Source organism: Brachybacterium phenoliresistens, from assembly GCF_000576425.1.
Lineage (GTDB): Bacteria > Actinomycetota > Actinomycetes > Actinomycetales > Dermabacteraceae > Brachybacterium > Brachybacterium phenoliresistens.
In genome coordinates this window covers 1-23,231 of the sequence record NZ_KK069998.1, presented here as the reverse complement: position 1 = coordinate 23,231, position 23,231 = coordinate 1, and the positions used below count along the sequence as shown (strand labels likewise).

Sequence of the window (23,231 nt, the reverse complement as noted above, 5' to 3'; positions counted from 1 at the left end):
GGGCATCATCGACACGGAGGTCGCACATGGCCCGGATCAGCTTCGAACGCAGCGGATGGATCGGCTTCGCCGTCCTGGGCCTGGTGATGGGCGGCCTCTTCGCGGCCGAGGGTCGGTTCGTCGCCGCCGTCCTCGCCGCGGGGGCGCTGCTGGGCCTGGCCTGGTGGATGGCGCCCTGGCGCGGGGGCCGCAGCCCGCGTCACGCCGCCCTGGCGGAGCTTCCCGCGCAGGACAGGCGCGTGGTGATCTACTGGCGCCCCGGATGCGCGTTCTGCTCGCGCCTGCGCGCCGCCCTCGGGGACGCGGGGAAGCAGGCCACCTGGGTGAACATCTGGCAGGACGAGGAGGCCGCCGAGTACGTGCGCAGCGTCAACGGCGGCGACGAGACCGTGCCGACGGTCGTCCTGGACGGGCAGCCCGTCACCAACCCCGACCCGCGCCGGGTCCGCGAGCACCTGCGCTGAGACGGCCCCGGGATCAGCCGACCTGCTCGGACAGCTCCAGCCACCGCTCCTCGGCCTGATCGATCTCGTCCTGCACCGCCGAGAGCTGCTCGCTCAGGGCCTGCAGGCCCGCATAGTCGCCCGGGTCGTGCTCCGCCATCGTCGCGTGGAGCGCGTCGGTCTGCTTCCCGAGCTTCTCGATACGCCGTTCGAGGGCGGAGATCTCCTTCTGCGCCTCGCGCAGGTCCCGTCCGGCGAGCCCTGCGCCTGCGGAATCGGCCGTCCCCGCCGGGGCCGCGGACCCGGCGCCGGCCGACGTCCCCGGGGACGATCCGCGGGAGGCGCCTGCGGCCTGGCCCTCTGCGCGCAGGGCGAGGTACTGGTCCACCCCGCCGGGCACATGGCGCACCCGGCCGTCGAGCACCGCGTACTGCATCTCGGTGACGCGCTCGAGCAGGTAGCGGTCGTGGGAGACGACCACCAGCGGGCCGGGCCAGGTGTCCAGCAGGTCCTCCATGGCCGCGAGCATGTCCGTGTCCATGTCGTTGGTCGGCTCGTCCAGCACCAGCACGTTGGGCTCGTCCAGCAGCGTCAGCAGCAGGTCCAGGCGCCGCTTCTGCCCGCCGGAGAGCTCCTTGATCGCGACCTTCTGGTGCGCGGCGGTGAAGCCGAGGCGCTCCAGCAGCTGGCCGGGGGAGACCTCGTCCTTCCCGGCCTGGAAGGTGGTGCGGTACCGGCCCACCACGTCCGAGACCCGCTCCTCGAGATGCTCGGCGAGCCCCTCCAGGCGCTGGGAGACCTGCTGGACCGTGACCGTCTTCCCGCGGCGCACCCGCCCGGACAGCGGGGCGAGGTCGCCGGTGACCAGCGCCAGCAGCGTGGACTTCCCGGCGCCGTTGGGGCCGAGCACGCCGATGCGGTCCGCCGGGCCGATGTGCAGGGTGACGTCCTCCAGCACCACCGTCGCCGAAGGGCCCGCGCCGTAGCCGGCGGTGACGTCCTCGATGTCGATCACGTCCCGGCCCAGCCGCGAGGTCGCCAGCTGGGTGAGCGAGACGGTGTCGCGCACCGGCGGCTCCCCGGCGATGAGCTCGTTCGCGGCGTCGATGCGGAACTTGGGCTTGGAGGTGCGGGCCGGGGCGCCGCGGCGCAGCCACGCGAGCTCCTTGCGCATGAGGTTCTGGCGCTTGGACTCGATCGCGGCCGCCTGGCGGTCCCGCTCCACGCGCTGCAGCACGTACGCGGCGTACCCGCCCTCGAAGGGGTCGACCACGGCGTCGTGGACCTCCCACATGCGGGTGCAGACCTCGTCCAGGAACCAGCGGTCGTGCGTGATGACCACGAGGCCGCCCGCGCGCGCGGACCAGCGGCGCTTGAGATGCTCGGCGAGCCAGGCGATGCCCTCGACGTCGAGGTGGTTGGTGGGCTCGTCCAGCAGGAGGACGTCGTCATCGCCCACCAGCAGCTCGGCCAGGTGCACGCGCCGGACCTGCCCGCCGGAGAGGTCGGCGAGATCGGACTCGAGATCGATGTCCCCCAGCAGACCGGACATGACGTCGCGGATCCGAGGGTCCGAGGCCCACTCGTGCTCCGCGGCGTCGCCGAGCACGCGCGTGCGCACCGTGACGCCGGCGGTGGCGTCGTCCTGCTGGTCCAGCACGCCCACGCGGACGCCGCCGCGCACGGTCACGCGCCCGCCGTCGGCCTCCTGCTGGCGGGCGAGCAGCCGCAGCAGGGTGGACTTGCCGTCGCCGTTGCGGCCCACCACGCCGATCCGATCGCCCTCCTCGATGCCGAGGGTGACGGCATCCAGCAGCACGCGGTCGGGGAGGGCGACATGGAGGTTCTCGGCGCCGAGCAGATGGGCCATGGTGGGGTGGGACTCCTGGTCGTGAGGGGACGGGGCGGAAGATCGGGACGGGCGGCGAGGGGCTGCGTCCGGTGCGGCGTGACCGCGTCGCGGCTCAGCCGGCGGACGGCTCGAAGGGCAGGAGCAGGTCGCGCAGACGCATCGCGAGGTCGGTGCGGTCCGCCGCGGGGAGGGAGGACAGGAGCGTGCGCTCGGCGTCCAGCAGGCGCTCCATCGCCGCGTCGACGAGATCGACGCCCGCCGGCTCGAGGGTGATGAGCACGCTGCGACGATCCTGCGGGTCGGGGGAGCGGCGCACCAGGCCCCGGGTGACGAGCTTGTCGATGCGCGTGGTCATGGTGCCGGAGGTGACGAGCGTCTGGTGCATGAGCGCGCTGGGGCTCGCGGACTGCTCGCCGTCGCGGCGGAGGGCGGAGAGCACGTCGAACTCCCAGCCCTCCAGGCCCGATGCCGTGAACGCGGCGCGGCGCGCCGATTCCAGGTGCCGGGCCAGCCGGGAGATCCGCGAGAACACCGCCAGCGGCGCGGTGTCGAGGTCCGGGCGTGCGCGGGCCCACTCGTCGACGATGCGGTCGACCTCGTCGGCCGGGGGGTTCGTGGGCATGGGTCGAGTCTACGGAATCCCCGGTCCCTGCCCAGGCCCGCCCGGTCACCTCACACCCCGCGGATCCCCGGATCCTTCTCCAGCGCCCCCAGGCCGAACCAGGAGAGGTTCACCATGCGCGCGGCGACCTCCTCCTTGGACGGCTTGCGGGTCTCCAGCCACCACTGCCCGGTGTAGGCGACCATGCCCACCAGCATCTGGGCGTACAGCTCGGCGTCGCGCGGCGAGTACTTCCGCAGGCGCAGCTGGGCGGCCAGGATCGACTCGACCTTCGCGGCGACGTCCCCCAGCAGGCTCGAGAAGGTCCCGCCGGACTGGGCCACGGGGGAGTCCCGCACCAGGATGCGGAAGCCGTCCTCCGACTCGTCGATATAGGTGAGGAACGCCAGCGCCGCCCGCTCCATGAGCACGCGGGGGTGGGACCGGCCCTCGTCGAGCGCGGTCTCCAGGGCGCCCAGCAGGGCGCTCGTCTCGCGGTCGACGATCACCGCGTACAGGCCCTCCTTGCCCCCGAAGTGCTCGTAGACGATCGGCTTGGAGACCTTGGCGCGGGCGGCGATCTCCTCCACGCTGGTGGCGTCGAAGCCCTTCTGGGCGAACACGCTCCGGCCGATCTGCACGAGCTGCTCGCGGCGCTCCCGTCCGGTCATGCGGGCGGCGCGGGGGCGCGGGGAGGACGTGGCGGCCATCCTCGAAGTCTCCCACAGGGCGCTCGGGCGTCACGAGTCCTCGCGACCTGGACGTCCGATGCGCCACGCCCGGCCCGGGCGGGCCGGGGCCGCGCCGGAACGGGCGGTACGATTCTTCCGGCCCTGACGGGTCGATCCGCCATGGTGTAATCGGCAACACATCAGATTTTGGTTCTGGTATTTCAGGTTCGAGTCCTGATGGCGGAGCGCGCTCCGCGCCGACCAGGCGACCGCCGACCCCAGGAGATGTGTGTGAACTCCAACGCCCCCGCCGCTGTCATCGTGCTCGCCGCAGGCGCCGGCACCCGGATGAAGTCCAAGCTCCCGAAGGTGCTCCACGAGATCGGCGGGCGCTCCCTGCTGATGCACGCGATCACCGCCGCGCGCGGCACCGCGCCGGCGCAGCTCGTCGCCGTCGTGCGGCACGAGCGCGCACAGGTCATCGGACACCTGTCCGAGCATGCGCCCGAGGTGATCGTGGCCGACCAGGACGAGGTCCCCGGCACCGGGCGCGCCGTGCAGTGCGGCCTCGAGCAGGTCGGGGCCGAGGGCGGCACCGTCCTGGTCACCTACGGCGACGTGCCCCTGCTGGACGCCGGCACCCTGCGCTCCCTCGTGGCCGAGCACGAGTCCTCCGGCAGCGCCGTCACCGTGCTCACCGCACGGCTGGCCGATGCCACGGGATACGGCCGCATCGTCCGCAGCGAGGACGGCAGCGAGGTCCTGGGCATCGTCGAGCACAAGGACGCCACCGAGGAGCAGCGCGCGATCGACGAGGTCAACTCCGGCATCTACGCCTTCGACCTCGCCGTGCTCCGCAGCGCGCTGGGCCGCATCACCACCGACAACGCCCAGGGGGAGATGTACCTGACCGACGTCCTGGCGATCGCCCGCGAGGACGGCGGCGCCGTCCGGGCCGTCGTCACCGACGACGCGATCCTCGTCGAGGGCGCGAACGACCGCGTCCAGCTGGCCCAGCTCGGTGCCGAGATGAACCGCCGCACGCTGGAGCGCCACATGCGCGCGGGCGTGAGCATCGTCGACCCGGCCACCACCTGGATCGACTCCGAGGTCACCATCGGCCAGGACACGACCATCCTCCCGGGCGTGCAGCTGCTGGGCGCCACCGACATCGGCGCGGACGTGCGGATCGGTCCCGACTCGACCCTGCAGCACACCGTCGTGGCCGACGGAGCCGAGGTCACCCGCACCCACGCCCTGCACGCCGAGATCGGGGAGAAGGCGACCGTCGGCCCCTTCACCTACCTGCGCCCGGGCACCGTGCTGGGCCGCAAGGGCAAGATCGGCGGCTTCGTGGAGACGAAGAACGCCCGCATCGGCGAGAGCTCCAAGGTCCCGCACCTGAGCTACGTCGGGGACGCCGAGATCGGCGAGCACACCAACATCGGCGCGGCGACCATCTTCGCCAACTACGACGGGGTGACCAAGCACCGCACCCGGGTGGGCCGCCACGTGCGGGTCGGATCGGACAGCGTGCTGGTCGCCCCCGTCACCATCGGCGACGGTGCGGCCACCGGTGCCGGCGCCGTGATCCGCGAGGACGTCCCGCCGGGTTCCCTGGCCGTCAACGCCGTGGAGCAGCGGAACGTGGAAGGATGGACCGAGCGTCGGCGCGCGGGCACGAAGGCGGCCGCCGCGGCGGCCGAGGCCCAGGCGGCCCTGGCGGCAGGCGAGACCACCTCGCAGGAGTCGAAGGAACGGGAGAACTGATGAGCGGGATCGTCACGACCGGAGAGAAGCGCCTCGTCCTGGCCAGCGGGAGGGCGCACCCCGTCCTCGCCCAGGAGGTCGCTCAGGAGCTCGGCGTCGAGGTGCTCCCGATGGACGCCTGGGACTTCGCCAACGGCGAGATCTACGTGCGCTACGGGGAATCGGTGCGCGGCACCGACGTGTTCGTGCTCCAGTCCCACCCCGCTCCCATCAACACGTGGCTCATGGAGCACCTGATCATGATCGATGCGCTCAAGCGCGCCTCGGCCAAGCGGATCACGGCCATCGCCCCGAGCTTCCCCTACGCCCGCCAGGACAAGAAGCACCGCGGGCGCGAGCCCATCTCGGCGCGACTGGTCGCGGACCTCTACGAGACCGCCGGCATCGACCGGATGATCTCGGTGGACCTCCATGCCCCGCAGGTCCAGGGCTACTTCAAGGCGCCGGTCGACCACCTGATGGCGCTGCCCCTGCTGGCGGACTACGTGTCCACGAAGTACGGCGACGAGGACCTCACCGTCGTCTCGCCCGATGCCGGCCGCATCCGGGTCGCCGAGCAGTGGGCCAAGCGCCTGGGCGGCGTGGGCCTGGCCTTCGTGCACAAGTCCCGCGACCCCAAGAAGCCGAACCAGGCCGTGGCCAAGCGCGTGATCGGCGAGGTCGCGGGGAAGACCTGCGTCCTGGTCGACGACATGATCGACACCGCCGGCACCATCGTCCAGGCGATCGAGGCGCTGCACGCCAACGGGGCGGCGTCCGTCGTGGTCGCGACCACCCACCCGATCCTCTCGGACCCCGCGGCGGAGCGCCTGCGCACCAGCCGGGTCCGCGAGGTGGTCTGCACCAACACGCTCCCGGTGCCCGAGGACAAGCAGTTCGAGCAGCTCACCCAGCTCTCCATCGCCCCGCTGATCGGGCGTGCCGTGCGCGCCGTCTTCGACGACGGCTCGGTCACCAGCCTGTTCGACGGCGCCGTCTGACCGCTCCTCGCGACCGCGCGATCGACCAGGGATCTCCACCGCGGAGGCCCTGGTCGATCTCGTGACGGCCCACCGCATCGGGCCGCATCCGCCGTGACCGCACGGGCGGCCCCGGCGCCCGGCCGCGGCGACCCGCCCGGGGTGAGGGGGCGCACAGCGGCGGCGCGGTGCCCGCGTGGTAATGTGGGACGGTCACTTCGGCGAGGGAGATCCCGCGCGCCCTGCGCGCGACTCCGTGATCGACGCGGTGCGGGTGGACTCCTGGTCGCCTGCGGCGCATCTCGCCGCCCGGAACCGCGATCACAAGGAGCACCAGCATGGCTGAGAAGCTGAACATCGAACTGCGCGAGGAGTTCGGCAAGGGCGCCGCCCGCCGCATCCGCCGCGAGAAGAAGATCCCCGCCGTCATCTACGGCCACGGCATGGAGCCGGTGCACGTGGTCCTCCCCGGCCACGAGACCGCCCTGGTCGCGCGCAACAGCAACGCCCTGATCGAGCTGGTCCTGCCCGACGGCACCACCCACCTGGGCCTGATCAAGGATATCCAGCGCCACCCGCTGCAGCGCCACCTCACCCACCTCGACCTCATCGCGGTCCGCCGCGGCGAGAAGGTCGACGTGGACATCCCCGTCACCATCGTGGGCGAGCCCGTCTCCCCGTCGATCGCCGTGGTCGACCTCCAGGCCCTGACGCTGTCGGTGGACGCGCTGAACGTCCCCGAGCACGTCGAGATCTCCGTCGAGGGCGCCGAGGAGGGTGTGCAGATCTTCGCCGGTGACGTCACCCTGCCCGAGGGCGCCGAGCTGGTCACCGACGCCGAGCTGATCGTCGTCGCCGTGCAGACCCCGCGCGGCGAGACCGAGTCCGCCGAGGACGCCGAGGCCGAGTCCGAGGACTCCTCCGAGGAGTGATCCTCCGGGGCCGGCATCGCCGGCCCCACCCCCTGCGCGGGCCTCGGCGAGGCCCCGCGCACCCCAGCCTCCGGGGCGTCGCGCAGCGCGCGGCGCCCCGTCGGCGTCCCTGCCGACGGGCCGGTTCCCGGTGCGGCGCCCCGTCCGGCCGGCGGCCGCGCATCGTCCCGGTGCCCTGCGGGTTGTCCCGGCCACAGCGCGCAGGCACGCGGGGCGGGCGAGCGGTACCGTGTCGGAGGCCGCAGGACCTCGCGCCTGCCGGGCCGACGGCACGCACCAGCAAGGAGAGACATGGACGGCACCCATCTGGTGATCGGGCTCGGCAACCCGGGGCCGAAGTACGCCGGGACCCGCCACAACGTCGGCCAGATGGTCCTGGACCGGATCGCGGCATCCACCGGCGGCTCGTTCCGGACGGCGCGCCGCGCCCAGGCCGTCGTGATCGAGGGGCGCATGGGCGTCCCCGGCCGCGGCGCCCGGACGATCCTGGCGAAGCCGACCACGTACATGAACCTCTCCGGCGGTCCGACCAAGGGCCTGGCCGACTTCTACGGCGTCTCCCCGGAGGACGTGATCGTCGTGCACGACGACGTCGACCTCCCCTTCGACACCGTCCGCCTCAAGCGCGGCGGCGGGGAGGGCGGCCACAACGGCCTGCGCGACATCAGCAAGGCCCTGGGAACCCGGGACTACCTGCGCGTGCGCGTTGGCGTGGGCCGCCCCGGCGGCCGCCAGGACACCGCCGACCACGTCCTCGCCCCGTTCAGCGCCACCGAGCGCAAGAGCCTCGAGCTGGTCATCGGCGACGCCGAGGACGCGGTGGAGGCGCTCGTCCTCGAGGGGCTCACCGCCGCCCAGCAGCGCTTCCACGCGAAGGAGACCCGATGACCGCCGCGACCGACCAGGCCTCCGCCGGCGCCGCACCCGGGGCCGTGCCCGGGGCGCCGCTGGCCCCGCTCCTGGACGCGCTGGAGGCCTCGCCCGATCTCGTCGCCGTCCGGGAGTTCGCCGAGCAGTCCGCGACCGAGGGCGGGGCGATCATCGCCCCCACCGGGCTTACCCCGTTCGCCGTGGCCGAGCTCGCCCGGACCGCCACGGTCGAGGCGCCGCTGGTCGTGGTGACCCCGACCACCCGCGCCATGGAGGACGTGCGCTCCGCTCTGTCCGCGCTGACAGGCACCGAGCACGTCGCCGAGCTCCCCGCCTGGGAGACGCTCCCGCACGAACGGCTCTCGCCGCGCGCGGACACCGTCGCCCGGCGCCTGGCGACGCTGCGCCGGATCGCCCACCCGGAGTCGGAGCAGGGCGTGCGCGTGCTGCTCGTCCCGGTGCGATCCCTCCTGCAGCCCATCGCCCGCGGCCTCGGGGACCTCGTCCCCGTGCGGGCCCGCGTGGGCGAGGAGATCGGGCTCGAGGAGCTCACCGAGAAGCTGGTGGGCACGGCCTATGCCCGGGTGGACATGGTCGAGAAGCGCGGCGACTTCGCGGTGCGCGGCGGCATCCTCGACGTCTTCCCGCCCACCGAGCCGCATCCGGTGCGCGTGGACTTCTTCGGCGACGAGATCGACGACGTCCGCTACTTCTCCGTCGCGGACCAGCGCTCCCTCGAACCGGTCCCGCACGGCCTGGACGCGCCCCCGTGCCGCGAGATCCTGCTGACCGAGGACGTGCGCGAGCGCGCCCGCGCCATGGCCGATGAGCTCCCCGGCGCCCGGGACCTGCTGCTGCGGATCGCCGACGGCATCGCCGCGGACGGCATGGAGTCCCTCAGCCCGGTCCTCGTGGGCGCGATGGAGCAGGTCATCGACGTGCTGCCGGCGCGCTCGCGGATCCTCGTGCTGGACCCCGAGCGCACGCGCGGACGCGCCGCCGAGCTCGTGGCCACCACCGACGAGTTCCTCGCCGCGGCCTGGTCCAGCGCGGCCGCCGGCGGCGGCCTGCCCATCGACGTGGGCGCCGCCAGCTTCGTGCCGCTGGAGGACGTGCGCGACCGGGCCCGTGCCACGGGCCGGGCCTGGACGACCATCGCCCCCTTCGGACTGGACGAGGACACCGCGGTCACCGCCGCCTCGGTCACCCACCCCGGCTACTCGGGCAAGATCGCCGACGCCGCCGCCGACATCGCCCGCCGCCGCGCCGACGGCTGGCGGGTGGTGGTGACGATGACGGGCTCCGGCGGCGCCCGGCACGCCGCGGAGGTCCTGCGCGAGCACGAGCTGCCCGCGATCTTCGAGCACCCGCTGCACGAGCGCCTCTCCGAGGACCCGATGGTCACCGTCGGCCCCTTCACCGCGGGCCTGGTCGACGAGGCCGCCAAGATCATGCTGGTCACCGAGCGCGACCTCACCGGCAAGTCCGGGGCGCGCCGCGGCAGCGAGCGGAAGATCCCCTCCCGCCGCCGCAACGTGGTCGACCCGCTGCAGCTGCGCCCGGGCGACCACGTCGTCCACTCCCATCACGGCGTGGGGCGCTTCGTGGAGATGACCAGCCGCACCGTCGGCAGCGGCGCCAAGCGCGCCACCCGCGAGTACCTGGTGATCGAGTACGCGCCCTCGAAGAAGGGCCAGCCGGGGGACCGGCTGTACGTGCCCAGCGACCAGCTCGAGCAGGTCACCAAGTACGTCGGCGGCGAGGACCCGTCGGTTAACCGCATGGGCGGCTCCGACTGGGCCAAGACCAAGTCCCGCGCCCGCAAGGCGATCCGCGAGATCGCCGACGAGCTGGTGCGCCTGTATTCGGCGCGGCAGTCCGCCCCCGGCCACGCCTTCGGCCCGGACACCCCGTGGCAGCGCGAGCTCGAGGACGCCTTCGAGTTCGTCGAGACGCCGGACCAGCTCTCGACCATCGACGACGTCAAGGCCGACATGGAGAAGCCCGTCCCGATGGACCGCCTGATCCTCGGCGACGTCGGCTACGGCAAGACGGAGATCGCCGTGCGCGCCGCCTTCAAGGCCGTCCAGGACGGCAAGCAGGTCGCGGTGCTCGCGCCCACGACCCTGCTGGCCCAGCAGCACCTGGACACCTTCACCGAGCGGTACACCGGGTTCCCGGTGACGGTGCGGGGGCTCTCGCGCTTCCAGTCCGACGCCGACTCCCGGGAGACCGTCGAGGGGCTCGCGAAGGGGGAGGTCGACGTCGTGATCGGCACCCATCGCCTGCTCACCGGTCAGGTCCGCTTCAAGGACCTGGGGCTGCTCATCATCGACGAGGAGCAGCGCTTCGGCGTCGAGCACAAGGAGACCCTCAAGGCGCTGCGCACGAACGTGGACGTGCTGTCGATGTCCGCGACGCCGATCCCGCGCACCCTGGAGATGGCGGTGACCGGGATCCGCGAGATGTCGATGCTCGCCACCCCGCCCGAGGAGCGCCACCCCGTGCTCACCTACGTCGGCCCGGAGGAGGAGAAGCAGCTGGTCGCGGCGATCCGTCGCGAGCTGCTGCGCGACGGGCAGGTGTTCTTCATCCACAACCGCGTCGAGGACATCGACCGCGCGGCCCAGCGCATCCGGGACCTCGTGCCCGATGCGCGGGTGGAGGTCGCCCACGGCAAGATGGGCGAGCACCAGCTGGAGCGGGTGATCGTCGACTTCTGGGAGAAGGAGTTCGACGTGCTGGTCTGCACCACGATCGTGGAGACGGGCCTGGACATCGCCAACGCCAACACGCTGATCGTGGAGAACGCGGACCGCTTCGGCCTGTCCCAGCTGCATCAGCTGCGCGGCCGTGTGGGCCGTTCGAGCGAGCGCGCCTACGCCTACTTCCTCTACGACGGCTCCAAGCCGCTGACGGAGACCGCGCACGACCGCCTGACCACCCTGGCCACCAACACGGACCTCGGGGCCGGGCTGCAGGTCGCGATGAAGGACCTCGAGATCCGCGGGGCCGGCAACCTGCTGGGCGGGGAGCAGTCCGGGCACATCGCCGGCGTGGGCTTCGACCTGTACGTCCGGATGGTCGGCGAGGCCGTGGCCGCCTTCAAGGGGGAGAGCACCGCCCCCGACAAGGAGATCAAGGTCGAGCTGCCGCTGGACGCGCACATCCCGCACGACTACATCGCCTCGGAGCGCCTGCGGCTGGAGGCGTACGCCAAGCTCTCCGGCGCGAAGGACGAGGCGACCATCGACGAGGTCCGCGCCGAGCTCTCGGACCGCTACGGACGCATCCCCGCGCCCGTCGAGGTGCTGTTGGACGTGGCCCGGTTCCGTCTGGAGTGCCGGGCGGCCGGGCTGGACGAGGTGCAGGCCCAGGGCAAGATGATCCGCTTCGCGCACGTGGAGCTGCCGGACTCGGTGTCCCTGCGCATGAAGCGCCTGTACCCCGGCACGATGGAGAAGCCGACGGTCCGCCAGGTGCTCGTGCCCCGGCCCACCACCAGCCGCATCGGCGGCACCGAGCTGCGCGATCACGAGCTGCTCGAGTGGGCGCGGACGGTCCTCGGCGTCCTGCGGCCCGACGCGGCGCCGGCGGTCGCGCGGCCGGCCGGCCGATGAACGCCGAGGAGACGGCGGGCGCCGTGCCCGGGCACCGCCTGCTGCGCGCCGTCGCGGTGATGGACGCCCTGCGGCGGCGCGGCGGCGACGCCTGGAGCGCGCAGCAGACCCATCAGTCCCTGGCCCGGTACCTCCTGGAGGAGACCTACGAGGTCCTCGACGTGCTCGAGGATCCGCAGGCCCATGCTCCGGGCGCCGTCGTCGACGAGCTCGGCGACCTGCTCTTCCAGATCCTGTTCCATGCCCGCATCGGCCTCGACGAGGACCCCGCCTGGGGCATCGACGACGTGGCCGACGCCTTCATCGCCAAGATGGAGCGCCGCAACCCCCACGTCTTCGGCCCTGAGGGAGCCCTCGAGCATCCCGAGGACGTCGAGGCCATCATCGCCCAGTGGCACGCGGTCAAGGCCCGGGAGAAGGCCGAGCAGACGGCGCGCGAGCAGGCCCGGCGCGATGCCCGGCGCGAGGCGGCGGCCCCCGGGAGCAGCCCGTCGGATGCGGACGCGGACCCGGGGCGGGAGCCGGCGCCGGTCGCCGAGCACTTCTCGGCGATCCCCTCGCGCCTGCCCGCGCTGCAGACCGCCGCCAAGGCGGTGCACCGCGCCCGCTCCGCCGGGCACCTCCGGGAGCTCCTGGCCGCGGCCGATGCGGTGGTCGCCGCGGAGGACGCCCCCGAGGGCGCGGACCTCGCGCGGGACATGATCGCGCAGGTCGTGGCGGCCGAGGCGCGGGACGTGGATCCGGAGTCCGCGCTGCGGGCGCTGCTGTCGCGGACCGCCCGCGAACTCGCGGACCCGACGCGCCCCGGGCATCCGGGCGACGCGCGGGCGTGACCGCCTAGACTGTGCCGGGGCGGTCAGCGCGGACCGGCCATCCGGACCTGAATTCCCCCTACGGAAGGAACAGCTCATGGGAGCCGTCATCGATACCGTCCACGCCCGCGAGATCCTCGACTCGCGCGGAAACCCGACCGTCGAGGTCGAGGTCATCCTGAGCGATGGCACCTTCGCCCGCGCCGAGGTCCCCTCGGGCGCCTCCACCGGGCAGTTCGAGGCCGTCGAGCTGCGGGACGGCGACAAGGGCCGCTACCTCGGCAAGGGCGTCACGCAGGCGGTCAACGCCGTCATCGAGCAGATCGACGAGGCCGTCGCCGGCCTGGACGCGCAGGATCAGCGCCTGATCGACCGCACCATGATCGAGCTGGACGGGACCGACAACAAGGGCGGCCTGGGCGCGAACGCGATCCTCGGCGTCTCCCTGGCCGTGGCCAAGGCCGCCGCCGCCTCCGCGGACCTCGAGCTGTTCCAGTACGTCGGCGGCCCCAACGCCCACGTGCTGCCGGTGCCGATGATGAACATCCTCAACGGCGGCTCCCACGCCGACTCCAACGTCGACATCCAGGAGTTCATGATCGCGCCCATCGGCGCGGAGAGCTTCGTGGAGTCCGTGCGCATCGGCGCCGAGGTGTACCACGCCCTGAAGTCCGTGCTCAAGGAGCGCGGCCTGAACACCGGCCTCGGCGACGAGGGCGGCTTCGCCCCGAACCTCGAGTCCAACCGTGCGGCGCTCGATCTCATCGTCGAGGCGATCGGCAAGGCCGGCTACACCGCGGGCAAGGACGTCGCGCTCGCGCTGGACGTCGCCGCGTCCGAGTTCTTCGAGGACGGCTCCTACCTGTTCGAGGGCGAGAAGCGCTCCGCCGAGCAGATGGTCGCCTACTACGCCGAGCTCGTCGCCGCCTACCCGCTGGTCTCCATCGAGGACCCGCTGGACGAGGAGGACTGGGACGGCTGGAAGGCCATGACCGAGCAGCTCGGCTCGAAGGTCCAGCTCGTCGGCGACGACCTGTTCGTCACCAACCCCGAGCGCCTGGGCCGCGGCATCGCCGAGGGCGCCGCGAACGCGCTGCTGGTGAAGGTCAACCAGATCGGCTCGCTCACGGAGACCCTCGACGCGGTGGGCCTGGCCACCCGCAGCGGCTTCCGCTCGATGATGTCCCACCGCTCCGGCGAGACCGAGGACACCACCATCGCGGACCTCGCCGTGGCCACCAACTGCGGCCAGATCAAGTCCGGCGCCCCCGCCCGCGGCGAGCGCGTGAACAAGTACAACCAGCTCATCCGCATCGAGGAGCAGCTGGGCGAGTCGGCCGTGTTCGCGGGCGCCTCGGCGTTCCCGCGGTTCTCGGCCTGACCCCTGTAATCTGACGGCATGACCACACGACGACCGGGCGCCCCGCGGACGAGGCGCCCGGTCGCCGCGTCCGGGTCCGGGCGCGGCGCATCGACGCATCGCGGCGCCGGCAGCCGGGGAGGAAAGGGCTCGCGCGGGGCCGCGAGCGCCTCCGGCGGGACCGGATCCTCCAGCACATCGAGCCCGTCCGGCGCGCCGAGCCCGCGCGGCACGTCGAGCCGCGGCGCCCGCTCGCCGGTGCGCCCGGCCTCCCGTGGTCGCAGCGGCTCCGGCGCCTCGCGCAGCACCCGCCCCGGCTCCGCCGCCCGTCCGCGTCGCAGCTCCTCCGCCGATCAGACGGCCGACGCGCCGGTCATCGCCCTGACCCGTCGCACCCTGTTCCTCATCACGGTGCTGGTGATCGCGCTGGCGGTGGTGGTCCCGACCCTGAACACCTACATCTCCCAGCGTCAGCAGCTGATCGCCCTCCAGCAGCAGGTCGCGCAGCAGGAGGCCTCGGTCGAGCAGCTCCAGCAGGACGTCGACCGCTGGGAGGACCCGACCTTCGTCGCCGCCCAGGCCCGCGAGCGGCTGCTGTTCGCGATGCCTGGGGAGACCCAGTACCGCCTGACCGACACCTCCGGGAAGGACGTCCCGCTGACCGAGCAGGAGCAGACCGCCCAGGAGGCGGCCCAGGGCGACTGGTTCAGCATGATGTGGGAGAGCGTGGAGGGCGCCAGCCGCCTCTCCCCGGAGGACATCCCCGACCCGGCTCCGGAGGAGGGAGACGGCGAGGGAGCCTCCGATGCCCCCGCCGATGACCCCGCCGCGGAGCCTTCCGGAGGCGCGTCCAGCGCCCCCGCCGCCGATCCGACCAGCGAGCAGGACACCGAGTGAGCACCCTTCCCCCTCTGCCCTACGAGACCCCCGCGAGCGAGGCCGACCTCGCCGCCATGCGCGAGCAGCTGGGCCGGGAGATGCGGGGGGTGCGATCGATCGCCCGCCGCTGCGCCTGCGGCCTGCCCGCCGTGGTGCGCACCGCGCCCCGGCTCGAGGACGGCACCCCCTTCCCGACCTCGCTCTACCTCACCCTCCCGTCGATGGTCCTGGCCGTCTCCCGGGTCGAGGCGACCGGCGAGATGGCGCGGCTGACCGAGGAGCTCGGGGAGGACCCCCAGCTCGCGCAGCGCTACGCGGCGGCCCACGAGCGCTACCTCGCGCGGCGCGCCGAGCTCGGCAGCGCCGAGGAGGTCGACCACGTCAGCGCCGGCGGCATGCCCACCCGCGTGAAGTGCCTGCACGCCATCGTGGGGCAGTCCCTCGCCGAGGGGGAGGGCATCAACCCCATCGGCGACCGCGTCCTCGAGCAGCTGCGCCCCGTGGCCTCGATCGACGTGTGCCGCTGCGAGGAGACCGCGGCGGAGCAGGACGCATGAGCGCGCCCGCCGCTCCGGTCGCCGCGATCGACTGCGGCACCAACTCGATCCGCCTGCTGATCGCCCGCCGCGACCCGGCCACCGGTGCCCTCGAGGATCTCGAGCGGCACATGGAGATCGTGCGCCTGGGCTACGGCGTGGACCGCACCGGGCGGTTCGATCCGGAGGCCGTCGAGCGCACCCTCGCCGCGACCCGGCGCTATGCGGAGCTCATCGCCCGCCACGGCGTGCAGGACGTGCGCTTCGTGGCGACCTCCGCGACCCGCGACGCGAGCAACCGGGCCGTCTTCCTCGAGGGCGTGCGCGAGATCCTCGGCGTCGACGTCGAGGTCGTCTCGGGGCAGGAGGAGGCCGAGCTGTCCTTCCGCGGCGCCGTCTCCACGCTCCCGGGGATCCCGGCGGGGCCGCGCCTGGTGGTGGACATCGGCGGCGGCTCCACCGAGCTGGTGCTCGGCGAGGGGTCGCCCACCCACCGCATCAGCCTGGACATGGGATCGGTGCGCCTGACCGAGCGGCACCTGCGCAGCGACCCGCCCACCGCGGAGGAGATCGCCGCCGCCCGCGCGGACGTGGACGCCCTGCTGGACGAGGCCGCCTCCGTCCTGCCGCTGGGGACCACCCGTCATCTGGTCGGCGTGGCCGGCACCGTCACCACCCTCACCGGGGTCGCCCTGGGGGCCGAGGAGTACAGCCCCGAGCTCTCCCACGGCGCGCAGCTCCCGACCGCGCGGATGCTCGAGGTCTGCGAGGCGATCCTCGGCATGACCCGCGCCGAGCGCGGCGCCCTTCGGATCATCCACCCGGGGCGCATCGACGTCCTCGGGGCGGGGGCGCTGATCTGGGAGCAGATCATCCGACGAATCGCCGACGTGAGCACCATCACCTGTACGTGGACCAGCGAGCACGACATCCTGGACGGCATCGCGCTGAGCCTGCTGGACCCGCGCGTCTGACGTGCGCGGGGGCGTGCCCGGAGGCCGAGGAGGGCCGATCCGGGCGCGTGCGGAGGGGCCGCGGAGGCGGTGTCCAGCGCCGGGCCCGGTCTTTGTGTCCGGGGCACAAGGGCCATAGGCTGTCGCCCATGAACACCACCACCGGCGCAAAGCCCCATGTCCTCATCCTCGGCGGCGGATCCGTCGGTCTGAACGCCGCGCACGACCTGCGCAAGGCGCTCGGCTCCGAGGTCGCGATCACCATCGTCGACTCCCGCCCGTACATGACGTACCAGCCCTTCCTCCCCGAGGTCGGCGCCGGCTCGATCGACCCGCGCAACGTGCTCGCCCCCCTGCGCAAGGTCCTGGCCGGCACCAAGGTCGTCACCGGAGCCGTCTCCAAGATCCGCCACGAGGATCGCACCGTGGTGGTCACCACCGACGAGGACGTCACCCTCGAGATCTCCTACGACTACCTGGTCGTGGGCCTCGGCTCCGTCCCGCGCCTGCTGCCCATCCCGGGCCTCGCGGAGAACGCCATCGGCTTCAAGCAGGTCGAGGAGGCCATCGCGGTGCGCGACCGCATCCTCGGCAACCTGGCCGAGGCCGCCTCCACCAAGGATCCGGCCGTGCGCAAGCGCCTGCTGACCTTCACCTTCGTCGGCGGCGGCTTCGCCGGCGGCGAGGCGATCTCCGAGGCCGAGGACATGGTCCGCGACGCCCTGCGGTACTACCCCGACCTGCACGCCTCGGACATCCGCTTCGTGCTCATCGACGCCGCCCCGTTCATCTTCCCGGAGGTCTCCGAGGAGCAGCGCGCCTACGCCCTGAACCAGCTGCGCGAGCGCGGTGTCGAGGTCAAGCTCGAGACCTTCCTCAACTCCTGCGAGGGCGGCGTCGTCAAGCTGTCCGACGGCGACGAGTTCGAGACCGACCTGATCGTCTGGAACGCCGGCGTCAAGCCCGCGCCGGTCCTGTTCGACTCCGAGGCCTCCGACCTCCCGGTCATCCAGGAGCGCGGCCCGATGATGGGGCGCCTCGGCGTCCTGCCCGACCTGCGCGTCAAGGGCGAGAACGGCCCCGTCGACGGCGTCTTCGCCGCCGGCGACTGCGCCTGGGTCCCGGACCTGGCCTCCGGCGAGGGCAAGTTCTGCCCGCCCAACGCCCAGCACGCCGTGCGTCAGGGCAAGCGCGTGGCCGACAACATCGCCCGCTCGATCCAGGGCCGCCCGCTGGTGGACTACTACCACAAGAACCTCGGCGTCCTCGCGACCCTGGGCATGTACAAGGGCGTCGGCTACATGATGCTCGGCGACAAGCGCATCGACATGAAGGGCCTGCCGGCCTGGGCCGCGGCGCGCGCCTACCACGTGTACGCGATGCCGACGGTGGGCCGCAAGGCCGCCGTCGTCGCCGGCTGGGTCGCCAACGCGGTGTCCCGTCGCGACATCATCGGCATCCCGCAGTCCTCGACCCCGCGCGCGGCGTTCGAGCTGGCCGCGAAGAAGTGACCCCGAGCGGGACCCGCCCCTGAGGCGGGTCCCGCCGCGGAGACGGGGCCTCGAGCCCGCTCCGCCGGTCGGCGTGCCGACCACCCCGTGCAGCCCACGGCGATCCGTCGCCGTGGGCTGTTCCGCGTCCGGGATGTGAGGTCCGCGGAATCCGTGCATGATCGCCGCCCAGAGGGTAGGCTGTGACCGAACGTGCGCGATTAGGCGACGTAATGATCATGATTCGGCGACCTGCGGGGTCGCCCCACGCGGAGGTTCCTCATGGAGATCGTCATCGCAGCCACCCCCGAGGACGCCGCGCGTCTCGTCGCGGATCGTTTCGAGCAGGCGGTCACCGCGGCCGGGGAGGACGGCATCACCCTCGGTCTGGCGACCGGCTCCTCGCCCGTGGCGACCTATCGCGAGCTGATCCGGCGCCATCGCGAGGAGGGGCTGTCCTTCGCCCACGCCCGCGCCTTCCTGCTGGACGAGTACGTGGGCCTGCCCCGCGAGCACGAGCAGAGCTACTTCCGCTTCATCCGCGACCAGTTCACCGCCCACATCGACATCGACGACGCGACGGTGCTGTCCCCGGACGGCCAGGCATCCGACCCCCTCGCCGCGGCGCAGGAGTACGATCGCGCGATCCGCGAGGCCGGGGGAGTGGACCTGCAGATCCTGGGCATCGGCAGCAACGGGCACATCGGCTTCAACGAGCCCGCGAGCTCGCTGGCCTCCCGCACCCGGGTGAAGACGCTGACCCGTCGCACCGTCGAGGACAACGCGCGCTTCTTCGAGACCGTCGACGAGGTCCCCGTGCACGTGATCACTCAGGGGCTCGGCACCATCGGCGAGGCCCGCCGGATCGTCCTCATCGCCACCGGCGAGGGCAAGGCCGAGGCCGTCGCCGCGATGGTCGAGGGCCCCGTCTCCGCGTTCTGCCCCGCGAGCGTGCTGCAGATGCATCCCACCGTCACCGTGGTGCTGGACGAGGCCGCGGCCTCCCGGCTGCGCGACGCGGACTACTACCGCTACATCCAGGAGGAGCGCCACCGCCTCGCGCGCTGAGCCCGACCGGCCGCGGCGGCACCGGCTGCGGTGATGTCGGCCGCGGCGACATCGGCCGCGGTGATGCCTGTTGTGGTGAAGCCGGCCGCGGTGATGTCGGCAGGGGCGGCGCCGGCCGCGCGGCGCGCTGCGGGGGAGCCGCGCAGGGCGGAGCGACCGCCGCCCGTGCCCGCCGCGGGGCAGATCACGCCCCGGGGATGCGGCCGGCGGCGGTGCGGCCGATAGGTTATGCACATGCCCACCGCACCATCCCTGCAGGCTCCTGCCTCCTCCTCCGCACTGGACCGCTACTTCCACATCACCGAGCGCGGCTCGAGCATCGGCCGCGAGATCCGCGGCGGGCTCGTGACCTTCTTCGCGATGTGCTACATCGTCGTGCTGAACCCTCTGATCATCGGCACCGTGCCGGACTCCACCGGCCACTTCCTGGGCGGCGGCACCGAGCCGAACCTGCCCGCGGTCGCCGCGGGCACCGCGCTCGTCGCCGGCATCCTCAGCATCTTCATGGGCGCCTGGGCGAAGTTCCCGCTCGCGCTCGCGGCGGGCCTGGGCCTGAACGCCTACATCGCCTACTCGGTGGTGTCGCTGCCGGGCATGACCTGGGCCGGCGCGATGGGCCTGATCGTGCTCGAGGGCGTGCTCATCCTGATTCTCGTGCTCACGGGCTTCCGCCGGGCGGTCTTCGCCGCCGTGCCGCCGTTCCTCAAGACCGCCATCGGCGTGGGCCTGGGCCTGTTCATCGCCTTCATCGGCCTGTACAACGCCCGCTTCGTCACCTCTGCGCAGGGCACGCCCGTCCAGCTCGGCAACGACGGCTCGCTGACCGGCTGGCCCACGGCCGTGTTCGTCGTCGGCCTGCTGCTCATGCTGCTGCTGTGGGTGCGCAAGGTCCCCGGCGCGATCCTCCTGGCGATCATCGCCGCGACCGTGCTCGCGGTCGTCCTGGAGAAGGTGCTGGGCCTCGGCGCCTGGAGCGCGCCGAGCGAGGGCGCGCCCGGCAACCCCGGCGGCTGGTCCATGAACGTCCCCGCCCTGGGGTCCTCGCCCGTCCAGATGCCCGACTTCGCGACACTCTTCACGGTCGACCCGATCGGCGGGATCACCGCCGCCGGAGCGATCGGTGCGAGCGTCATCGTCTTCTCGCTCCTGCTCGCGGACTTCTTCGACACGATGGGGACGATGGTCGGCGTGGCCACCGAGGCCGACCTGCTGGAGGCCGACGGGGACATCCCCCACTCCCAGCGGATCCTCGTCGCCGACTCCCTCGCCGCGATCGGCGGCGGCCTCGGGGGCGTCTCCTCGAACACCAGCTACGTGGAGTCCACCGCCGGCGTCGCAGAGGGAGCCCGCACGGGGCTGGCCGCCATCGTCACCGGCGTCGCGTTCCTGCTCACGACGTTCCTGGCGCCCGTGGTCGAGATGGTGCCCTACGAGGCGGCGACCCCGGCCCTGGTCATGGTCGGCTTCCTGATGATGACGCAGGTGACGTCGATCGACTTCACGGACATGGAGAAGGCGATCCCCGCCTTCCTCACGATCATCCTCATGCCCTTCGCGTACTCCATCACCGTGGGGATGGGCGCCGGCTTCATCACCTACGTGCTGATCCGCGTGGTGCGCGGCCGCGCACGCGACGTGCACTGGCTCATGTACGTGGTGGCGGTGCTGTTCGTCGCCTACTTCCTGCGCGGGGCGATCGGCACGCTGCTGCTCTGACCGCCGTGGCTGCTCCGACCGCGATGCCGGTCGGGCGCGGCCGCCCGCGGCCCTGACGGCCGATGCGACGAGGACGGGCCCCGGTGTTCATCACCGGGGCCCGTCCTCGTCCGCGCTGCGCGACGCGCGGGATCGATCCGCTGCGGCTCAGCCGGCCGCGTCGAGCACGTGGTCGAGCACGGCGATGAGCGCCTGCACGTCCTCCGGGGGGACGGAGGGGAAGGTCGCGATGCGCAGCTGGTTGCGCCCCAGCTTGCGGTAGGGCTCGATGTCCACGATGCCGTGGGCGCGCAGCAGCGCCGTGATCTGGGAGGCGTCGATCGCCTCGTCGACGTCGATGGTGGCGACGACCTGCGAGCGCGCCGCCGGGTCGGCGACGTACGGGGTGGTCTCCGCGCGCCGCTCCGCCCAGTCGTACAGCAGGGAGCTCGTGGTGCGGGTGCGCTCGTCGGCCCAGGCGAGGCCGCCCTGGCCGAGCATCCACTCGATCTGCTCGGCCATCAGCAGCAGCGTGGCCACCGCCGGCGTGTTCAGCGTCTGGTCCTTGCGCGAGTTGGCCACGGCCGTGGTCAGCGAGAGGAACTCGGGGATCCACCGGTCCGAGGAGGCGAGCTCCTCGGCGCGGGCGATCGCGGCGGGGGAGAGCACGGACAGCCAGAGCCCGCCGTCGGAGCCGAAGGCCTTCTGGGGGGCGAAGTAGTACGCGTCGGTCTGCGCGATGTCCACGGCCACCCCTCCGGCGGCGGAGGTCGCGTCCACCAGGACCAGCTGATCCTCGGTGGCGCCCTCGGGGCGCCGCACCGGCAGCATGACGCCGGTCGAGGTCTCGTTGTGGGGGTAGGCGTACACGTCGACCTCGGGATCGGCCGCGGGCAGCGTGCGGGTGCCCGGCTCGGCGGCCAGGACGAGGGGCTCATCCAGGTGCGGGGCCCCGCGGGTCTCGGCCGCGAACTTCGAGGAGAACTCGCCGAGCACCACGTGCTGGGCGCGCTCGCGCACCAGGCCGAAGGCGGCCACGTCCCAGAACGCCGTCGACCCGCCGTTGCCGAGCACGACCTCGTACCCGGCCGGGAGGGAGAAGAGCTCGGTCAGCCCTGCGCGCACCCGGCGCACCAGGTCCTTGACCGGGGCCTGCCGGTGCGAGGTGCCCAGCACGTGCGCTCCGGCCTCGGCGAGGGCGCTGATCTGCGCAGAGCGGATGCGGGAGGGACCGGAGCCGAACCGTCCGTCGGAGGGGAGCAGTTCTGCGGGGATCTGCAGGGACTGGAGGTCTGACACGGGGTCTCCTTGCCGGATGCGGGACGGGCTTGCAGGGCCCGGCCGGATCGCCGGGCTCCTCCATTGTGCCGACTCGGACGCGTCACGGCCCGGACGGTCCGCCGAGCGGGTCGCGTCTGGCAGGATCGGGGCATGAGCCGTGCCGATCTCGACAAGAAGCCCTACGACGTCGCGGGGATGTTCGACAGCATCGCCGGGCGCTACGACGTCATGAACAACGTCGCCGCCCTCGGCCAGGTGCGCGGGTGGCGGGCGGCCATGGTCGAGTCGCTCTCCCTGCGCCCCGGGGACACCGTGCTGGATCTCGCTGCAGGCACCGGGACGTCGACCGCGGCGATCGAGAAGGCCGGAGCCCGCGCGGTCGCCGCCGACTTCTCGCTCGGCATGATGACCGAGGGACGTCGCCGCCAGCCCCACCTCCCCTTCGTGGGGGCCGATGCCCAGCGCCTGCCCTTCGCCGACGCGTCCTTCGACGCCGCCGTGATCTCCTTCGGCCTGCGCAACGTCCAGGACCCCCGCAGGGGACTGGCGGAGATGGCGCGCGTGGTGCGCCCCGGCGGCGCCGTGGTGGTCTGCGAGTTCTCGACGCCGACCAACGGTGCCTTCCGCGGGGTGTACCAGAGGTACCTGCTGCGCGCCCTGCCGGCCGTGGCGAGCCGGTTCGCGACCCAGCCCGACGCCTACGACTACCTCGCCGAGTCGATCCTGGACTGGCCGGCGCAGGAGGAGCTGCGCCGGTGGTTCGCCGAGACGGGGCTCGTCGGATGCCAGTACCGCAACCTCAGCGGGGGGATCGTCGCGCTGCACCGGGGCTACGTCCCCGCCGAGGACGCCGCGACTCCGGCGCAGACCGGAGCTCCCGCCCCGGGCGACGCAGCCTGAGCCCTGCCCGGGGCGACGCGGCCTGAGCCCTGGCCCGGGCGACGCGGCCTGAGCCCTGGCCCGGGCGTGTCGGGGGCTGGCTCCTCGCACCCCGGGGCCGTCCCTGCACCGTCCGGGGCTGCTTCTGGCTCTCCGGGGCTTCGCCGGGGCGGCCGGGTTCCCACCGGGACAGCCGGGAGCCGACCCCGGGCCGGCCGGGCTCGATCCCGTGCCGGCGCGGCTCGACCCCGGGGTTCCGGGGCCGTCCCCCCGAGGCATCGGAGCCGGATCCCGCCTCTCCGGGGCCGGGACACCACGGGCCCATCCCGGTACCGCCGCCCGACGCGGAGGACATATCTGCGGGCTGACCTGCAGCGATGCAGGATCGAGGCGTCCTCGAGCCGCGGCTGTGTCGCAGCACACGTGCCGAAAGTGGGCTCTCGAGTTGCGCGGGGGCCGGGGCGTGCGTAATGTATTCCCTCGTGCCCCGGTGAACGGGACGGGAACGAGGAGTGATCCTCAGGGTCCGGATCGGTCGCTGACCAGGCATTGAGCTTCAT

General features: G+C 72.9%; 19 protein-coding genes and 1 tRNA gene. 16 read left to right on the top strand and 4 right to left on the bottom strand.

Annotation, left to right across the window (positions count from 1 at the left end; translation table 11 throughout):
* The first annotated feature begins 26 nt into the window (after positions 1–26).
* Positions 27–464 carry a glutaredoxin domain-containing protein gene (locus tag BF93_RS12795; RefSeq protein ID WP_232226405.1) on the top strand — a complete coding sequence of 146 codons (438 nt, stop codon included), beginning with the start codon at positions 27–29 and terminating at the stop codon, positions 462–464.
* 13 nt (positions 465–477) lie between these two features.
* Here the strand turns inward: BF93_RS12795 and BF93_RS12790 are convergent, their stop codons facing one another.
* The 3 genes from BF93_RS12790 to BF93_RS12780 all read right to left on the bottom strand — a co-directional run bounded on the left by BF93_RS12790 (position 478) and on the right by BF93_RS12780 (position 3,606).
* Entirely contained in the window at positions 478–2,313 is a 1,836-nt protein-coding gene (locus BF93_RS12790; RefSeq protein ID WP_038373164.1) for an ABC-F family ATP-binding cassette domain-containing protein, read from the bottom strand.
* A gap of 94 nt (positions 2,314–2,407) precedes the next feature.
* Positions 2,408–2,917, bottom strand: coding sequence for a MarR family winged helix-turn-helix transcriptional regulator (locus BF93_RS12785; protein ID WP_038373163.1), 510 nt, complete (start codon positions 2,915–2,917; stop codon positions 2,408–2,410).
* 50 nt (positions 2,918–2,967) lie between these two features.
* Positions 2,968–3,606, bottom strand: coding sequence for a TetR/AcrR family transcriptional regulator (locus BF93_RS12780; protein WP_038373162.1), 639 nt, complete (start codon positions 3,604–3,606; stop codon positions 2,968–2,970).
* Between the two features lie 135 nt (positions 3,607–3,741).
* On the opposite strand from BF93_RS12780, the gene BF93_RS12775 reads away from it, so the two are divergent.
* The 14 genes from BF93_RS12775 (at position 3,742) to BF93_RS12705 (ending at position 20,532) form a co-directional block, all read left to right on the top strand.
* Positions 3,742–3,813 (top strand) — tRNA-Gln (locus tag BF93_RS12775).
* A gap of 39 nt (positions 3,814–3,852) precedes the next feature.
* Positions 3,853–5,337 carry a bifunctional UDP-N-acetylglucosamine diphosphorylase/glucosamine-1-phosphate N-acetyltransferase GlmU gene (gene glmU, locus BF93_RS12770; protein WP_038373160.1) on the top strand — a complete coding sequence of 495 codons (1,485 nt, stop codon included), beginning with the start codon at positions 3,853–3,855 and terminating at the stop codon, positions 5,335–5,337.
* On the top strand, positions 5,337–6,317 hold the full coding sequence (locus tag BF93_RS12765) for a ribose-phosphate diphosphokinase (protein WP_038373159.1): 981 nt from the start codon (positions 5,337–5,339) through the stop codon (positions 6,315–6,317). Before glmU ends, BF93_RS12765 begins: the two co-directional genes overlap by 1 nt.
* Positions 6,318–6,634: 317 nt before the next feature.
* Positions 6,635–7,228, top strand: a complete 594-nt coding sequence (locus BF93_RS12760) for a 50S ribosomal protein L25/general stress protein Ctc (protein WP_038373158.1) — start codon at positions 6,635–6,637, stop codon at positions 7,226–7,228.
* 291 nt (positions 7,229–7,519) lie between these two features.
* A complete protein-coding gene (pth, locus tag BF93_RS12755; protein WP_038373157.1) occupies positions 7,520–8,116 on the top strand; it encodes an aminoacyl-tRNA hydrolase in 597 nt (198 codons plus the stop codon).
* Entirely contained in the window at positions 8,113–11,718 is a 3,606-nt protein-coding gene (gene mfd / locus BF93_RS12750) for a transcription-repair coupling factor (RefSeq protein ID WP_038373155.1), read from the top strand. Before pth ends, mfd begins: the two co-directional genes overlap by 4 nt.
* Complete coding sequence (locus BF93_RS12745; protein WP_232226403.1) at positions 11,715–12,551, top strand: MazG nucleotide pyrophosphohydrolase domain-containing protein; 837 nt, start codon at positions 11,715–11,717, stop codon at positions 12,549–12,551. The genes mfd and BF93_RS12745 overlap by 4 nt, the downstream gene beginning before the upstream one ends.
* A 76-nt stretch (positions 12,552–12,627) precedes the next feature.
* Positions 12,628–13,911, top strand: coding sequence for a phosphopyruvate hydratase (eno, locus tag BF93_RS12740; RefSeq protein WP_038373153.1), 1,284 nt, complete (start codon positions 12,628–12,630; stop codon positions 13,909–13,911).
* Positions 13,912–14,148: 237 nt separating this feature from the next.
* On the top strand, positions 14,149–14,787 hold the full coding sequence (locus tag BF93_RS19370; RefSeq protein WP_232226401.1) for an FtsB family cell division protein: 639 nt from the start codon (positions 14,149–14,151) through the stop codon (positions 14,785–14,787).
* A complete protein-coding gene (locus tag BF93_RS12730; RefSeq protein WP_038373151.1) occupies positions 14,784–15,326 on the top strand; it encodes a DUF501 domain-containing protein in 543 nt (180 codons plus the stop codon). The genes BF93_RS19370 and BF93_RS12730 overlap by 4 nt, the downstream gene beginning before the upstream one ends.
* Entirely contained in the window at positions 15,323–16,279 is a 957-nt protein-coding gene (locus BF93_RS12725; RefSeq protein WP_038373150.1) for a Ppx/GppA phosphatase family protein, read from the top strand. The genes BF93_RS12730 and BF93_RS12725 overlap by 4 nt, the downstream gene beginning before the upstream one ends.
* 128 nt (positions 16,280–16,407) lie before the next feature.
* Positions 16,408–17,769, top strand: a complete 1,362-nt coding sequence (locus BF93_RS12720) for an NAD(P)/FAD-dependent oxidoreductase (RefSeq protein ID WP_038373148.1) — start codon at positions 16,408–16,410, stop codon at positions 17,767–17,769.
* A gap of 261 nt (positions 17,770–18,030) precedes the next feature.
* Positions 18,031–18,816: a glucosamine-6-phosphate deaminase gene (gene nagB, locus BF93_RS12715; protein ID WP_038373147.1), complete on the top strand. Its 786-nt coding sequence runs from the start codon at positions 18,031–18,033 to the stop codon at positions 18,814–18,816.
* 234 nt (positions 18,817–19,050) lie between these two features.
* Entirely contained in the window at positions 19,051–20,532 is a 1,482-nt protein-coding gene (locus BF93_RS12705) for an NCS2 family permease (RefSeq protein WP_038373280.1), read from the top strand.
* 147 nt (positions 20,533–20,679) lie between these two features.
* On the opposite strand, the gene serC is transcribed toward BF93_RS12705, so the two are convergent.
* Positions 20,680–21,810 (bottom strand): phosphoserine transaminase, encoded by a 1,131-nt coding sequence (serC, locus tag BF93_RS12700; protein WP_038373145.1) that lies wholly within the window; start codon positions 21,808–21,810, stop codon positions 20,680–20,682.
* A gap of 132 nt (positions 21,811–21,942) precedes the next feature.
* Between serC and BF93_RS12695 the strand changes: the two genes are divergently transcribed.
* Positions 21,943–22,692: a demethylmenaquinone methyltransferase gene (locus BF93_RS12695; RefSeq protein ID WP_038373144.1), complete on the top strand. Its 750-nt coding sequence runs from the start codon at positions 21,943–21,945 to the stop codon at positions 22,690–22,692.
* Positions 22,693–23,231: the final 539 nt, after the last annotated feature.

Excerpts from the sequence above, each read along its gene's own strand:
- BF93_RS12795 (WP_232226405.1), top strand. The coding sequence starts at position 27 with ATGGCCCGGATCAGCTTCGAACGCAGCGGATGGATCGGCTTCGCCGTC.
- BF93_RS12790 (WP_038373164.1), bottom strand. The coding sequence starts at position 2,313 with ATGGCCCATCTGCTCGGCGCCGAGAACCTCCATGTCGCCCTCCCCGAC.
- BF93_RS12785 (WP_038373163.1), bottom strand. The coding sequence starts at position 2,917 with ATGCCCACGAACCCCCCGGCCGACGAGGTCGACCGCATCGTCGACGAG.
- BF93_RS12780 (WP_038373162.1), bottom strand. The coding sequence starts at position 3,606 with ATGGCCGCCACGTCCTCCCCGCGCCCCCGCGCCGCCCGCATGACCGGA.
- glmU (WP_038373160.1), top strand. The coding sequence starts at position 3,853 with ATGTGTGTGAACTCCAACGCCCCCGCCGCTGTCATCGTGCTCGCCGCA.
- BF93_RS12765 (WP_038373159.1), top strand. The coding sequence starts at position 5,337 with ATGAGCGGGATCGTCACGACCGGAGAGAAGCGCCTCGTCCTGGCCAGC.
- BF93_RS12760 (WP_038373158.1), top strand. The coding sequence starts at position 6,635 with ATGGCTGAGAAGCTGAACATCGAACTGCGCGAGGAGTTCGGCAAGGGC.
- pth (WP_038373157.1), top strand. The coding sequence starts at position 7,520 with ATGGACGGCACCCATCTGGTGATCGGGCTCGGCAACCCGGGGCCGAAG.
- mfd (WP_038373155.1), top strand. The coding sequence starts at position 8,113 with ATGACCGCCGCGACCGACCAGGCCTCCGCCGGCGCCGCACCCGGGGCC.
- BF93_RS12745 (WP_232226403.1), top strand. The coding sequence starts at position 11,715 with ATGAACGCCGAGGAGACGGCGGGCGCCGTGCCCGGGCACCGCCTGCTG.
- eno (WP_038373153.1), top strand. The coding sequence starts at position 12,628 with ATGGGAGCCGTCATCGATACCGTCCACGCCCGCGAGATCCTCGACTCG.
- BF93_RS12725 (WP_038373150.1), top strand. The coding sequence starts at position 15,323 with ATGAGCGCGCCCGCCGCTCCGGTCGCCGCGATCGACTGCGGCACCAAC.
- BF93_RS12720 (WP_038373148.1), top strand. The coding sequence starts at position 16,408 with ATGAACACCACCACCGGCGCAAAGCCCCATGTCCTCATCCTCGGCGGC.
- nagB (WP_038373147.1), top strand. The coding sequence starts at position 18,031 with ATGGAGATCGTCATCGCAGCCACCCCCGAGGACGCCGCGCGTCTCGTC.
- BF93_RS12705 (WP_038373280.1), top strand. The coding sequence starts at position 19,051 with ATGCCCACCGCACCATCCCTGCAGGCTCCTGCCTCCTCCTCCGCACTG.
- BF93_RS12695 (WP_038373144.1), top strand. The coding sequence starts at position 21,943 with ATGAGCCGTGCCGATCTCGACAAGAAGCCCTACGACGTCGCGGGGATG.